Below are 15873 nucleotides of genomic sequence, written 5' to 3'. Positions count from 1 at the left end.
ATAACATAAATCGTTACATTTCCTTCGAGAGTGAACAAACTTTTAACCAATTCACATTAATTGTTCTAAATATCACTATACTCGATTGGGTAAACGTTTCCATTCATTGTTTGAATATAACAAAAAGACGTTTTTACCTCCTACACCCTTTAGAAAGACACAATTACAAATAGGACTTGTTCAATGAGAAAGCTAACACTATTGGCAACGCTGTGCGCCGGAATGACTTTTGGAACTCAAGCTATCGCAGATACGACGATTGGTTTCACTGTCTATAAGTATGACGATAACTTCATGTCTGTTGTGCGCCAAGCAATTGTAAAAGAAGCAGATCAAGATGGTGATACTCGTATCTTGATGAATGATTCACAAAACAACCAGTCGATGCAAAACGACCAGATTGATGTGATGTTGGCGCGTGGCGTAAAAGCGTTAGCAATCAACTTGGTGGATCCAGCTGCTGCACCAGTGATTATCAAAAAGGCAAAAATGGATGATGTGCCAATTGTGTTTTACAACAAAGAACCGTCAGCAAAAGCACTCGCCAGCTACGACAAAGCTTACTACGTGGGTACAGACTCTAAAGAGTCGGGCATTATTCAAGGCGACTTGATAGCGCAGCATTGGCAAGCGAACCCAGCTTGGGACCTTAATGGTGATGGCGTAATTCAATATGTACTTCTAAAAGGTGAACCGGGCCACCCAGATGCAGAGGCGCGTACTTCTTACGTTATTAGCACTCTGAATGACAGTGGGCTTAAAACTGAAAAACTTCATCTTGATACTGGCATGTGGGATACCGCTATGGCGAAAGATAAGATGGATGCATGGATTTCAGGCCCGAACGGAAGCAAAATTGAAGTTGTTATTGCCAACAATGATGGCATGGCAATGGGCGCGATAGAGTCGCTGAAAGCGGCAGATTCTGATTTACCTGTATTTGGTGTCGATGCACTAAGTGAAGCTCTCGCATTGGTTAAATCAGGAAAAATGGCGGGTACTGTTCTAAACGACGCAGGATCTCAAGCGAAAGCGACCTTTGAATTAGCACGCAACTTGGCTAACGGTAAGCCTGCGGCAGAAGGTACTCAGTGGGAAGTTGTCAACAAAGTAGTGCGTGTTGCCTACGTGGGCGTTGATAAGAGCACTTTAGAGTAATTTTCTAACGATTAAAGTAAGTAAGGGGCGTTTTGCTCCTTACTCATTTCTCACTCTGTAGTAAGTGAAGCCATGGCTAATCAAGAAGAATTCCTGTTAGAGATGACAGGTATAAGTAAAGAGTTCCCGGGTGTTAAGGCATTGGATAAGGTGAACCTTAAGGTTCGTCCACATTCCATTCATGCTTTGATGGGCGAGAATGGAGCAGGGAAGTCTACCCTCCTTAAGTGTCTGTTTGGCATCTATGAAAAAAATGAAGGCGATATAGTCTTCCTTGGCGACAAGATTAATTTTCAATCGTCAAAGCAAGCGCTGGAATCAGGCGTGTCGATGGTACACCAAGAGCTAAACCAAGTTTTACAGCGTACCGTGATGGACAATATCTGGCTTGGTCGTTATCCAAAAAAAGGTTTTTTTGTCGATCACGACAAAATGTATCGTGACACTAAAGCGGTATTTGAAGAGCTTGATATTGATATCGACCCAAAAGTAAAAGTGTCGACGTTATCAGTATCGCAAATGCAGATGGTGGAGATCGCCAAAGCATTTTCCTATAACGCACGTATCGTGATCATGGATGAGCCAACATCATCACTGACTGAAAAAGAAGTAAATCACCTATTTACCATCATTAAAAAGCTTAAAGAAAAAGGCTGTGGCATCGTTTATATCTCCCACAAAATGGAAGAGATTTTTGCCATTTGTGATGAAGTTACCGTGCTGCGAGACGGTCAGTGGGTAGATACTAAGCCATTGAAAGATCTCGATATGGATAAGATAATTGCCATGATGGTCGGCCGAGATCTCACACAGCGTTTTCCTGAAAAGGATAATGAACCGAAAGATACCATTCTCAAAGTCAGTAATCTCACCGCTTTAAATCAACCTTCTATAAAAGATATCAGCTTTGAGCTTCGCCAAGGAGAGGTGTTAGGTATTGCAGGGCTTGTGGGTTCTAAACGAACAGACATTGTTGAAACACTGTTTGGTGTACGTGAACGCAGTGATGGAGAAATACACCTCCACGGTCGGCCAATGAAAAACCGCGATGCTCATGAAGCTATTGGTAATGGTTTCGCGTTGGTTACCGAAGAACGTCGCTCTACTGGGATCTATTCAAACCTCGATATTACGTTCAATTCACTGGTCGCGAATGTTGATGAATATAAATCTACTTTGGGCCTGCTAAGTAATAAAAAAATGAGCAGTGATACCCAGTGGGTGATTGATTCAATGCGAGTGAAAACACCGTCTCATGCCACCAATATCGGTTCGTTATCGGGCGGTAATCAGCAAAAAGTGATTATTGGTCGATGGCTGCTAACTAGCCCTGAAATATTGATGCTTGATGAGCCGACTCGCGGTATTGATGTGGGGGCTAAATACGAGATTTATCAATTGATTTTGGACCTCGCGAAAAAAGGAAAAGGGATCATTATTATCTCATCAGAAATGCCGGAGCTTCTCGGAGTGACCGACCGAATTATGGTGATGAGTAATGGCCGCAATGCTGGGATCGTTGAGACAAAAACAACGACTCAAACTGAAATTATAGAACTAGCTTCTCGCTATCTTTAAGGAATATCTTAGATGGATACTTTAAAAAGACTGAGCATGTTGAAATACCTCAAAGAAGGCGGTATTTACGCGGTACTGTTCATCTTACTTGCGGTCATTGTTATTCAAGAACCGTCATTTTTAAGCTTACGTAACTTAAGTAATATTCTGACTCAATCATCAGTGCGTATCATTATTGCGCTTGGTGTTGCGGGTCTTATTATTACTCAAGGTACTGACCTTTCTGCGGGTCGTCAGGTTGGTTTAGCGGCAGTATTGTCGGCCACCTTACTTCAAGCTACTGATAACGTGAACAAGGTTTTTCCGGCTCTTGGTGAAATCCCAATTGTCGTGGTGATTATTGCAGTCTGCGCCGTTGGCGCTTTGATTGGCCTGATCAACGGTATTATCGTCGCGTATTTAAAAGTGACGCCATTTATTGCCACCTTGGGCTCAATGATCATGGTGTACGGCGTTAACTCGCTCTACTTTGATTCAGTAGGGGCATCCCCAATAGCTGGCTTTGATGATCGTTTTTCTGAATTTGCTCAAGGGTTTATTCGCCTCGGTGACTTTAGGCTTTCATACTTAACCTTCTACGCCATTTTTGCGATTGGTTTTGTCTGGGTACTATGGAATAAAACGGTCTTTGGTAAGAACATTTACGCGATTGGTGGTAACCCAGAAGCGGCGAAAGTATCCGGTGTTAATGTTCCTATAACTTTGCTTAAAATCTATGCATTATCCGGTGTGTTCTACGCATTTGGCGGCATGTTGGAAGCGGGGCGCATAGGTAGTGCAACCAATAACTTAGGCTTTATGTACGAGCTAGATGCTATCGCTGCCTGTGTGGTGGGCGGAGTGTCATTTGCTGGTGGTGTTGGTAGTGTGATGGGGGTCGTAACCGGCGTTCTTATCTTTACCATCATTAACTACGGTATGACCTACATTGGCGTAAGCCCTTACTGGCAGTACATTATTAAAGGCGGCATCATTATCTTTGCGGTCGCGCTCGATTCAATGAAGTACGCGAACAAGAAATAGTGTAGCAGCTTTAAGATACGACTAAATATTAGGTCACGTAACTATTGAGCGCTAAGGTTCCCCTTGGCGCTTTTTTGCACTCTATTAATCAATAGAAACTTGGATCATTCAGAGCAACCCCATACTCCCCTGAACCCCATACCTTATTTGCTACGTCGGTCGTCACCTCTGACTATACTTCAAACTTATTGTATAACACCCAACTACACGCCCTCTCTTTATGTAATCGTTTCCAAATCGGTTCGAAAACAACATGGTAAATATATTTACCATGTTGTTTCGAGTTCTTTTTGATAAGCATTCTCCCTAAATTTACTATTGATAATGTTGTTTGTAACTTAGTTGTCGGCTAAATACATTAAAGCCTATTCATTATATACAGCCTTGTGTAGGCGTGATCTTTCTCACGGTGTTGGTGTCTGTTATTTCTCAGATCACAGTTTTCACGTTCATGACTAACTGTTCATTTTCTTAAATGATAGATTTTGTGTAAACGTTACCAAAGCGTTCCCTACAATAAGAGAGATAACACAATGAAAAAGACGATGACCAAAGGATTGATTGCTTCTGCTATCGGTATGTCGCTGTTTAGCCAAGCTTTATTGGCTGAAGAGGTTACTGTGTGGGCATGGGATCCAAACTTTAACGTAGCCATTATGGAAGAAGCGGCAGCACGTTACACCAAAGAGAATCCTGATGTGACATTTAACATCATTGATTTTTCTAAAGGTGAAGTTGAACAGAAGCTTCATACCATGTTGGCGTCTGGCGTAACGTCTGCTTTGCCAGATGTTGTCCTTATTGAAGATTACAACGCACAAAAGTATCTACAATCTTACCCAGGTTCATTTGCACCAATGACTGAGAAAGTGGATTACAGTGCTTTCGCTCCCTACAAAGTGAGCGTAATGAGCTATAACGGCGAAGTATACGGAATGCCTTTTGATACGGGTGTGACGGGCATGTACTACCGTACTGATATTCTGGAAAAAGCAGGTTTCAGCGCTGAAGATATGCACAACATTACTTGGGAACGTTATATTGAAATTGGTAAGCAAGTAAAAGAGAAAACAGGCGTTGCGATGCTTGGAACCAACCCAGATGACTTAGCTATGATTCGTATCATGATGCAGTCTGGCGGTGAGTGGTACTTCAATGAAGACGGTTCTCTAAACCTTGTAAACAACGAATCACTTAAAGAAGCACTAGAAGTGTTTAGGCAGTTGATGTCTGATGATCTTTCTCGCCCTGCTGTTGGTTGGTCTGAATGGGTTGGCACCGTTAACCGCGGCCAAGTAGCAACGATCACAACTGGTGTTTGGATTACACCTTCAGTGAAAGCATCCGATGATCAAACGGGTAAATGGTCAATTGCACCGACACCAAAACTATCAAAAGAAGGGGCGGTTAATGCCTCTAACCTTGGCGGTTCAAGTTGGTACGTATTAGGTACGTCGAAAGTAACCGATACGGCGATTGATTTCTTAAATGACGTTTACGCGAAAGACGTTAATTTCTACGAAACGATTTTGAAAGAACGCGGTGCGGTTGGTTCTTATTTACCTTCTGCAAAATCGGACGCGTACAAATACACATCTGATTTCTTTGCTGGCCAACAAATTTACTCTGATTTCGCTGGCTGGTTAGTTGATATCCCACAAGTGAACTACGGTATCTATACGTATGAAGTAGATAACGCAATCAGTTCACAAATGCCAGCGCTGATGCAGGGTATGCCTGTTGATACAATGCTTGAGCGCGTTCAACAGCAACTAGAATATCAATTACGTTAATACGGCTTACAAGGCACTTATTTAGCGCTAAGATTTCGTATTATCGAATGACTACGCTGAAAGTGCCTTAATTTAATAGGTATGTTTAATGAGTAGTGCAACGCTAGCAAACTCGACAGATAAGAAAATGAAAAACAAAAGTTTTCACCGGTTTTATGACATAAATGGTTGGGCGTTCGTTTTGCCTGCGGTCACGCTTGTGGCTCTGTTTATGATCTACCCAATCCTAAACTCTTTATGGATGTCGCTGCACTCAGGTCGTGGTGTCATGGTGGAGTTTGTAGGATTTGGCAATATTGAGCGTTTATTTAACGACCCATTTTTTATAAAAGCACTGACCAATACCTTTATTTTCTTACTGTGCCAAGTGCCGGTAATGATCTTCCTCTCTTTGGTGCTCTCTTCATGTCTAAACTCACCTAACTTGAAGTTCCGTGGGTTGTTTAGACTTGCGATTTTCTTACCGTGTGTGACATCACTGGTTGCCTACTCAATTCTATTCAAAAGTATGTTCGCGTATGAAGGGATAATGAACCAGTTCTTACTTTGGGCTGGGATAGTTGCAGACCCAATTCCATGGTTGTCTGACCCATTTTGGGCAAAAGTCACCATCATTCTAGCGATCACTTGGCGCTGGACTGGCTACAACATGATCTTTTTCTTATCAGCAATGCAGAACATTGATAAGTCGATTTATGAAGCCGCTACGATTGAAGGCGTGAGTAAAGTGAAGCAGTTCTTCTTCATTACGGTTCCACTGCTTAAGCCCGTTATATTATTTACCACCGTGATGTCGACGATCGGTACGTTGCAGCTGTTTGATGAAGTGATGAACATTACGGAAGGTGGACCTGCAAACGAAACCATGACGTTGTCGATGTACATCTATGACCTGTCATTTAAGTTTGTCCCTAACTTTGGCTATGCCGCGACAGTCTCTTACGTCATCGTTTTCTTCGCAGCTATCTTAGCTATGCTTCAATTCAGAATCGCTAAGGATAAATAATGTCTAAAACAAAAATATCTACTGTTTTTATGTACGCAATGTTAACTATTGCGTCGGTTGTTTCCTTGTTCCCTTTTTACTGGATGCTGGTCTCGACAACGAATACCACAACAGAAATCAACACAGGTAAGTTCACGTTTGGCGACCAGCTGTTTGTTAACTTAGCTCGATTTGCAGAGCAAGTTGATATCACTTTGATCTTTGGTAACACGGCAAAAATCGCGATTTTAAGTACTCTGCTAACACTGCTTATCTCATCGATGGCGGGCTACGGGTTTGAAATTTACAAGAACCGTAATCGTGATCGCGTTTATACCGCGATGCTATTAACCATGATGATCCCATTTGCAGCCATGATGATCCCGCTGTTCACCATGATGGCGAAGCTGAACTTATTGGACACTCACTTTGCGGTTATCTTACCAACGGTTGCATCTGTCTTCATCGTTTTCTACTTTAGGCAGTGCACTAAGGCGTTTCCTAATGAGCTGATTGACGCGGCCCGAGTGGACGGTGTTTCTGAGTGGAAGATCTACTTATACGTTTATCTTCCAGTGATGAAAACAACCTACGCAGCGGCATTCATTATCGTCTTTATGGGCTCGTGGAATGCGTTCTTATGGCCGTTGATTGTATTGCAATCGGCAGAGCTTAAAACGATCAACTTAGTGTTGTCATCCATGTCATCGGCTTACTTCCCTGACTTCAGCGTCATTATGGTTGGGACGGTCTTGGCCACATTGCCAACGCTCGCTGTGTTCTTCTTAATGCAGAAGCAGTTTGTAGCAGGCATGACAGGTTCAGTTAAATAGACACAACCGATACGAATAAAAAGAATAATGGGCCAAGCGACAATGCTGCGCTTGGCTATGAACAAATTAACTCGATAAAGACGTGTTTAACGAAAGCGTTGTACACATCCTGAGGAAGAATTATGGCTGACATCAAGCTATCTAAAATTGTAAAAAACTACGGCGATACAAAAGTGATCAAGGGTGTTGATCTCGATATCAAACAGGGTGAATTTGTTGTTTTTGTAGGGCCATCGGGCTGTGGTAAATCAACGTTGCTGCGTTTGGTTGCTGGCCTTGAAGAGATTACTTCAGGCGATCTAGAAATTGAAAACCGAGTAGTTAACCACCTTGATCCATCTGAGCGTGGCATTGCGATGGTATTTCAATCTTACGCACTGTACCCGCACATGACGGTACAAGAGAACATGGGCTTTGGCATGAAGATGAACGGTTTTCCTAAAGAGGAGGTCGCAAGTCGTGTAGACAGAGCAGCAAAAGCACTTCAGCTTGATCAACTAATGGAGCGTAAGCCAAAAGATCTCTCTGGTGGTCAACGTCAGCGTGTGGCAATAGGCCGTGCTATTGTTCGCGATCCAAAAGTGTTCCTATTTGATGAGCCACTATCAAACCTTGATGCAGAGCTGCGGGTTGATATGCGTCTGCAGATTTCAAACCTGCACCGTGAGCTAGATACAACAATGATTTACGTAACGCACGATCAGGTTGAAGCGATGACTTTAGCTGACAAGATTGTTGTACTGCGTGATGGTCAAGTTGAACAGGTAGGGTCACCTTTAGAGCTGTATAACTATCCACAAAATGAGTTCGTAGCAGGGTTTATCGGCTCTCCGAAAATGAATATGTTGCCAGCCACGATTACCGCGATTCAAGGTAACTCAGTCACTATCATCTTGCCTGATCAACAGTCGTTTACATTGACGTGTGAAGCTGCCCGTTTGTCGATTGGCGATAAGGTCACGTTTGGACTTCGTCCAGAGCATCATGCCGCAGGTGTTGAGCTACCAAACCAATTAAAATTCACTATGAGCGATATTGAGCGACTTGGTAACAGTACTTATTTGTTTGGTGAAGTGGGCGGACATCATAACTATAAGATTCATGTTTCTGGTGATATGGAAGCTCAGCGTGGTGATGTAATGACGTTTAGCTTCGCACTCGAAAATACGCACTTATTTAAAGATGGTTTGCGTATCCCAAGTCTGTAGCTTTTCCCCCTAGCTACCGTATTTGAACCTGATAACGTATTAGATAAACAAAAAGCAGTGCATGAGCACTGCTTTTTTTTCATAACATGCCTTTAGAGTATGTTCGTTTAAGACTATGCCAGAGCGACGCTGATGAATAAAACAATCCAACTCAATAGCCAAGATTCAACCATTCTTATTAATTTGTTGCCTAGCCCTGCGATCATCTATTGGGGAGAGAAGTTAGAGTTATTAAGTCATCAGCAGATTGAGAGCTTTTTATCGTTGACTGATAGAGGATTGATGCAAGCTCGAATCGATGAAGATATTCCGCTTACTCTGTGTCCTGAACTTGGCCGAGCGAACTTTGGCTCTCCGGGCATTGAAGCGCATCGAGATGGGCAAGCTTGGGCTCCGCAGCTAAATTACCACTCTCATCAACAGACAGGGCAGACTCTAGTGATAGAGTGCCGAGATGAACTGGCATCGTTAAACGTATCTATTGAGATGACTTTAGATGAAGTATCAAACGTGCTTTCAAAGCGAATGAGCGTCACTAATATCCATCAAGATCTTCTATCTCTTAATCAGTTTGCTCTAACGCTTCCTCTTCCCTATCAAGCGAATGAAGTGCTCTCATTTCATGGGCGATGGAGTAGGGAGTTGCAGTTGCAACGAACGGCATTGCATCATGGTCAATTTACCCAAGAGAACCGCCGAGGAAGAACTTCACACGAATACTTTCCAGGATGTTTGATTGGCGAAGAGAGTTTCTCAGAACAACAGGGGCAGGTTTGGGGCTTTCACTTAGCATGGAGTGGTAATCATCGCTGGAAAGCAGAGGTAAAAAGTGACGGGCGTCGTTTGATGCAAGCCGGAGAGTTATTGCTGCCGGGTGAGGTACAACTAAATCAAGATGAGTGCTACCAAACCCCTACGCTTTATGCGAGCTACAGTTCTCGTGGTATCAATGGGTTGAGAAAACATTTCCACCGTTTTATTCGCGAGAACTTGATTCGATTTGATGACGCGAAAGTTCGACCTGTCCATCTCAACACTTGGGAAGGAATCTATTTTGATCACAAACCTAGTTACCTGAGTGAGATGATTTCTGAAGCCGCTAAAATTGGTGTTGAAAGATTCATTATCGACGATGGTTGGTTCAAAGGACGTAACAATGATAGAGCGGCGTTAGGTGACTGGTTGGTGGATGAAACTAAGTATCCTCAAGGGTTATCTCCGCAGATCAAACAAGTTAATGATCTGGGAATGGAGTTTGGTCTATGGGTTGAGCCCGAGATGTTTAATCCTGATTCTGATCTGTTTCGTTCTCACCCTGATTGGTTATTAGCTACTGACGGATACCGATCTGTCACCGGGCGCAATCAATACCTGCTTAACCTACAAAACCCTAACTGTTTTGAATACCTATACGGCGCGTTAGATACTCTGCTAACTGAGCACAACATCGGCTATTTGAAGTGGGATATGAACCGAGAAATCGTACAGGCTAGCCACCTTGGACGAGCGGCAGTCCATGGGCAAACTCGTGCCTTGTATCGCCTACTGGAGAAGTTAAATCAAGCTCATCCTGATGTAGAGATTGAATCATGCTCCTCTGGGGGCGGGCGGATGGATTATGAGATTTTGCGCTATACCTGCCGTTTTTGGACGTCAGACTGCAACGATGCGTTAGAGAGACAAACAATTCAGCGCAACATGAGTATATTTTTCCCACCAGAGTTAATGGGCGCACACATAGGCCCTAAAAAAAGCCACACCACGCGTCGAATCCATGACATTCACTTTCGAGGTTTAACCGCGTTGTTTGGCCATATGGGAGTAGAGCTGGATCCTGTTGCCGAAACTGAACAAGAGAAGCTGGCGTTTAAGCACTATATCGATCTACACAAACGTTTTAGACCATTGCTTCATTCAGGACAAAACTTCTATCTAGATAGCCAAGACAAAGGCCGACAGGCGTACGGAATGTTTGATGAGAAGCAAATGCTCGTCACAGTCGCGCAACTGGCAATGCCTGAATACATGCTCATGGAACCACTAAAGCTTGCGATGCTCGAGGGGGAGAGTCACTATCTAGTCACACTGGTTAGCTTCCCACAATCAAGTGCGGGCCTAATGAAGCATCAGCCTGCTTGGACCGAAGAAAGTCCACTCATGGTGAAGGGTAGTTTGCTGCAAAAGGTAGGTTTGAGTTTACCGATCTTAGATCCTGAATCGGCAATATTGATCCACATTCAAAGGTGTGACTAATTAGCTTTTTAGAGTGAAGTAATGATTGCGATATCAGAGGGTATTAGAGTTCGAATTGTTGTCGCAGAGGCTTGTAGGGTTGCCAGACAGATTGGGAAAAACGGTTAGAGTGTCGACAAGAAGAAAGTCGCTCCTATTTGGGTTTATAGCGTAAATAGTAGAGCGACTCTTTTGAGTGATTAGCTGGCTGCTCGTGAGAGTCCTAAGTATAAACCTACGACAATTGCGACTACGCTAGCTGATCCCATGATTAGAACTGAAGCTACATTAAGGTCCATGTTAATCCTCTATTTTTTAAGATTTTAAAGACTGAATTATATCGATTAACAGGGTTGGAAAAATGATTTTCGGGTAGGGGTTATTCTCTTGTTACAATTTTTAAATTACGTTTAAAATTGGAAACATTTTCAATTGAAAATCGTTTTTTATTCGTATGTAAAACCCATCTCATTCGCATAATTGTGAGATGAAAATATAGACAGGTTTTATTATATTGAATTGTTCTACAGCTTAAACTGCAACCATATTTTACTGCGCCAGCGTCTGACCATAATAAGGCCTCTAAACCATTCATCCATGGCGATGGCTATCCATGCACCAAGAACGCCCATACTCCAGTGAATGCCGAGTATATAGCTCATTACGACCCCAATCCCCCACATGCTAATTATCCCCATTTTTACGGGGAATTTGATATCACCACTGGCTTTGAGAGCCGAGATAAACACCAAATTAAACGCACGGCCTGCTTCTAGAAAAATAGAAGCGCCAATCAGAGCCGCAGTGAGCTGTATGATTTCTGGATCTTGGGTGAAAATGCTGAGTATTGAGAAGCGACATAGGTAGAACAAGCCCATCATCAATACTGAGACAATAAACCCTGCAACAAAGTACCACTGCACTCGTTGCCAAATTTCGTCGATGTATTGTTTTCCAATGTAATAGCCTGTTTGGATTTGTGTGGCTTGACCAAGGGCTAAAGAGAAAGCAAAAGCGATTCGAGCAATGTTTTGTGCATAGGTGTAAGCGGCTACTGAAGCGGTTCCCATTGATATGACGAAATACATAATGGTTATCTGAGCCATATTATAAGAGAGTACTTCACCCGCATTAAGCGCACCGATCTTCACTATTTTTTTGTATACCGCTTTTGGAATCAAACGATATTGAGCCAGCTTTAGTGGTATTGAGCAGTATCTAAGCATTGCAAAGAGCAATAGTGTGCTGACAATTTGGCTAACGACGGTTGCCATGGCGACGCCTGATACTCCGTAAACAGGGAGTCCGAACGGTTGATAAAGTGCAATGTAGTTACCAATTAGGTTGATCACCCCTGCGATCAAATTGATGATCATCGGTGACTTTGAGTAGCCATGGCATCGCATGATCGTTGAGATCACCACGCCAAACGTGACGACAAAAGTAAAACTGCCACTAATCACAAGATACTCTTTTGCGTAGCTAAGAACTTCAGCTTCTAGGCTGAGAAAGGGCAGTAGATAGAAAGCTGAAAAACAAGCAAACAAACTTAGTATTACACCGACGCCAAGTGCCAATACAAAACTAGCGACGTTTACTTGGTGTGTTTTTTCTTTATTTCCTGCGCCAAGGTACTGAGCAATTAAAATACTGCTACCACTACTGACCATGCTAGAAACGATAAGAAGAAAGAAAGAGATTTGCGTGACAACGCCAATAGCAGAGACGGCTTTATCTGAATAGCTACTTAGCATAAACACATCGCTGGTATTTAGCGCTGTTCGTAACAAAACCTCTATAAATATAGGCCATGTTAGCGCAACAATACTCATGCGTTTGGCTGTGTTTGGCATGTAATAAGCCCTCAGAAAGTGTGACACGGTTCAAAAAAGAAAGCGATGCTAATGCATCGCTTTAATTAAGGACAGTAAAATTTTATTAATATTGCTGATTACAAGTAGTACTCAATACCTAAGTGCCATTTAGTTTCTTCACTCTTATCTGAATCATTAAATGCTAATACACCAAATACTTTAAAGTGATCAGTTACATGGTAGGTTGCGCCGTAGTTGATAGCGTCCGTTTCAGAGTATTTTCCTTGCTTATATTGAACAGTCCCTTTTTCTTCAGTATTACGTTGTGCATAGACTGCACCAAGCGTCCACTGATTGATGTCATAAGTAGCGGCAACTTCGAAATCGAACCATTCATCTTTCTTATTTGTAGCCGTGTCTTGGATGTCAGCAAAAGAGGCTACGCCACCAAAGGTCCAACTAGCAATACGGTACTGTAAACCTGCCCAATATTGGTGTTGGGTCTCATTTTCGTTGTATACGCCGTTATCCCAATCCATTTCTTTTTCTTTGCCGTAAACATATCCAAGACCAATATCTAAACCAAAGTCTGTTTTGTACTTACCTGACATGTTAAAGCTAGTGGCACCGTCATGGGTATCTCCACTGTTTAGAACATAAGCTGCTGAGAAATCGAATTTTTCTTTCCATACTTTGTAGGCGATGGTGTTGTCATTCCACCAGTTTTCACCATCTTGCGCACCCACGATTCGGCGACCGTCAAAGATAGACTCAGAAACAATATCTGCCATTGGGCGAACATTCCATAACACGTTCTCTTCACGACCAAAGGTTAGACGGCCGTACTCTTGGCTCTCTACACCAATCCAAAGGGCACGTTGCTCATCATTTTCATTGGCAGCGAATTCACGCTCAAAGAAACCGGCAAATTTAAGGTCTGCACTTAATTGACGCTCGCCATACACATTGATACGTGCATTCATGTTGCTCCAGTTTCCTTGTGGATCGCTTTCTTGCACACCTTCAGAATCAAAGTGTTTTTCATCATAGCTTTGGTAAAGAGTGAATAGGCGTCCGCCTAAGTGTAGAGAACGTGCGCCATCACGATAAACTTCGTGAGCGCTTACCGTAGCTGGCACTGCAGTAGCTAATGAGCAAGCAACGGCGATAGAGGTAAGAGTTTTTTTCATTATTATTTCCGACTATTTTTGTAAGAGGGATAGATGTTCGAAGCAGAGATTAGGAAAGTGTGTAAACGTTTGCAATCGTGATTTTGATGAAAAATGATACTGCTCACACATCCAAAATAGGAGATATGTAAGTAAGTATTTCACGTGTCACATAACATCTTGATTGTAATGGGCTTTATTGTCGTTTAAATTATCATTATGAAACTGAACTTCTTCAGGTTCCCTAAAAATGAGTTTTGGATCACGTATATATTCACTTTAATAAATTAAAATGGAATCGTTTACATTGATTGGGTGTTATATCCATTTCCCTACAGATAACGATAAGAAGTACAACTATGTTAACGAACTTTAAATTGAAACCTATTACTGCTGCCCTTGTTGGATCTTTGCTGCTAGCTGGCTGTAGCGGTGCATCAAATGACTCGGCTGCAAATCGCGTAGTCAGTGATAATGCATCGCAACTTGCTGTTGATACCTCAACGACTTATCAAACGATGCATAGCTTTGGTGCTTCTGATGCTTGGACAATCAACCCGCTGATCAATCACTGGATTGAGAATGGCCAAGAAGAGCACGTTGAGCAGCTAGCTGAGCTTCTGTTCTCCACTGAAAATGGTATTGGGTTATCTGCATGGAGAGTGAATATTGGTGCAGGCAGTGCTGAGCAAGGTCGTTCTAGCCAAATCTCGGATACCTTTCGTCGTGCTGAGCTGTTAATGGCTGAACCTAATGGTGAGATCGACACGAGTAAACAGCTTGGACAGATCCGCATGATGCAAGAAGCACAAGCGCTAGGTGTCGATGAGTTCGTTGCATTTATTAATAGCCCTCCACATTGGGCAACCAAAAATGGTCTAACTTATCCTGCAAACTTCACCGACTTTGGTGGCGTAGGTTCAACCAACTTAGACCCTGAACAAGAAGAGAACTTTGTAAACTTCATGGTTTCAGTTTTGGATTACCTGCAAAAAGAAGCGGGTGTTCCGGTTAATCACATCAGCCCAATTAATGAGCCTACATGGGACTGGGAAGGCGGTACGCCACAGGAAGCGAACCGCTACAACATGGATGAACTAAAGTCTCTTTACTTCAAATTAGACGACGCACTAAAACAAGCAAACCTATCTACACCCGTCGCAGTTGATGGCGCAGAAGTCGTGGAATACACAGCTGCACTGAGTGATGAATACAAAATTCAATTTGATCACGGCGCTTATACCGGCGCGATGAATAGTCGTAATCAAGGCTTATATAAGAACTACATTGATGAGCTTCTTGGTGACGAACAGATGAGAGACGTTCTACACAATAAGATCTCGGTACACGGTTATTGGTCAGATCACGTTCCAGAGCGTATGGGTGATTTGCGTGATTTACTGCGCCAGAACGTAGATTCAGTCTCTCCGGGTGCTGAAATCTGGATGAGTGAGATCTGTATTTTAGGCGGTGAAGGTGATGTTCGCAGCTTTGGTGGTCATGGTTATGAAGCGGATGATATGGATTTAGCGATTCATGTAGCCAAAGTAATGCACCGTGATTTAACGCGTCTTAATGCCTCTGCATGGCACTGGTGGTTAGCGGTAACGCCATATAACTACAAAGATGGCCTACTGAAAATAGATTCATCATTAGACGCTGATACGCTGGAAGAGACAAAACTGTTTTGGACAGTTGGTAACTACAGCCGCTTTATCCGACCGGGCTTCGAGCGTGTCTCTTTAGATGGTCATGATGATCTTAATGGCCTAATGGCTTCTTCTTATTACAGTGAAGAAGAAGGTCAGCTAGTGACTGTTGTGGTTAATGCATCATCCACACAAGCAATGCCTTTAGAGCTAAATACGGCGAAGATTGAGCTTGCTGATTCAGAGGTCTATGTCACCAATAAAAATCACAATCTTGAAAATGTAGGTCAGTTTGAACAGGGCTACGTTATTGAACCTATGACGACGGTTACTATCGTATCTGCCGTTAAATAGCTTAAAGAGTAAACCTTAGAAAGGCAGTGAATCTAACGATCTACTGCCTTTTTTCAACCCAGTACGATCAATTCACC

Annotated in this window: 11 protein-coding genes; 9 read left to right on the top strand and 2 right to left on the bottom strand. The window is 42.8% G+C overall.

The features are described 5' to 3' along the window. Window positions 1-183 precede the first annotated feature (183 nt). The 8 genes from mglB to L4D20_RS07900 all read left to right on the top strand — a co-directional run bounded on the left by mglB (window position 184) and on the right by L4D20_RS07900 (window position 10831). A complete protein-coding gene (gene mglB, locus L4D20_RS07935; RefSeq protein ID WP_428801041.1) occupies window positions 184-1158 on the top strand; it encodes a galactose/glucose ABC transporter substrate-binding protein MglB in 975 nt (324 codons plus the stop codon). Window positions 1159-1230: 72 nt separating this feature from the next. Next, window positions 1231-2736, top strand: a complete 1506-nt coding sequence (gene mglA, locus L4D20_RS07930; protein ID WP_428801040.1) for a galactose/methyl galactoside ABC transporter ATP-binding protein MglA — start codon at window positions 1231-1233, stop codon at window positions 2734-2736. A 12-nt stretch (window positions 2737-2748) separates the two neighbouring features. Then, on the top strand, window positions 2749-3759 hold the full coding sequence (gene mglC / locus L4D20_RS07925; protein WP_428801039.1) for a galactose/methyl galactoside ABC transporter permease MglC: 1011 nt from the start codon (window positions 2749-2751) through the stop codon (window positions 3757-3759). Between the two features lie 533 nt (window positions 3760-4292). Continuing rightward, window positions 4293-5552 carry an extracellular solute-binding protein gene (locus L4D20_RS07920; RefSeq protein ID WP_428801038.1) on the top strand — a complete coding sequence of 420 codons (1260 nt, stop codon included), beginning with the start codon at window positions 4293-4295 and terminating at the stop codon, window positions 5550-5552. 88 nt (window positions 5553-5640) lie between these two features. Next, window positions 5641-6558: a carbohydrate ABC transporter permease gene (locus L4D20_RS07915; RefSeq protein WP_428801037.1), complete on the top strand. Its 918-nt coding sequence runs from the start codon at window positions 5641-5643 to the stop codon at window positions 6556-6558. Further along, window positions 6558-7370 carry a carbohydrate ABC transporter permease gene (locus L4D20_RS07910; protein WP_428801036.1) on the top strand — a complete coding sequence of 271 codons (813 nt, stop codon included), beginning with the start codon at window positions 6558-6560 and terminating at the stop codon, window positions 7368-7370. Before L4D20_RS07915 ends, L4D20_RS07910 begins: the two co-directional genes overlap by 1 nt. A gap of 122 nt (window positions 7371-7492) precedes the next feature. Then, entirely contained in the window at window positions 7493-8578 is a 1086-nt protein-coding gene (locus L4D20_RS07905) for an ABC transporter ATP-binding protein (protein ID WP_428801035.1), read from the top strand. Between the two features lie 132 nt (window positions 8579-8710). Beyond that, window positions 8711-10831, top strand: a complete 2121-nt coding sequence (locus L4D20_RS07900; protein ID WP_428801034.1) for an alpha-galactosidase — start codon at window positions 8711-8713, stop codon at window positions 10829-10831. Window positions 10832-11334: 503 nt separating this feature from the next. Here the strand turns inward: L4D20_RS07900 and L4D20_RS07895 are convergent. Continuing rightward, on the bottom strand, window positions 11335-12663 hold the full coding sequence (locus tag L4D20_RS07895) for an MATE family efflux transporter (RefSeq protein ID WP_428801033.1): 1329 nt from the start codon (window positions 12661-12663) through the stop codon (window positions 11335-11337). 98 nt (window positions 12664-12761) lie between these two features. Then, on the bottom strand, window positions 12762-13814 hold the full coding sequence (locus L4D20_RS07890; RefSeq protein WP_428801032.1) for a porin: 1053 nt from the start codon (window positions 13812-13814) through the stop codon (window positions 12762-12764). A gap of 338 nt (window positions 13815-14152) precedes the next feature. Between L4D20_RS07890 and L4D20_RS07885 the strand changes: the two genes are divergently transcribed. Beyond that, window positions 14153-15796 (top strand): glycoside hydrolase, encoded by a 1644-nt coding sequence (locus L4D20_RS07885; protein WP_428801031.1) that lies wholly within the window; start codon window positions 14153-14155, stop codon window positions 15794-15796. Window positions 15797-15873: the final 77 nt, after the last annotated feature.

The organism is Vibrio kyushuensis, assembly GCF_050337325.1.
In the GTDB taxonomy this organism is placed as follows: Bacteria; Pseudomonadota; Gammaproteobacteria; order Enterobacterales; family Vibrionaceae; genus Vibrio; species Vibrio kyushuensis.
The sequence above is the reverse complement of the archived record's forward strand: the minus strand, read 5'-3'. Positions and strand labels throughout refer to the sequence as shown.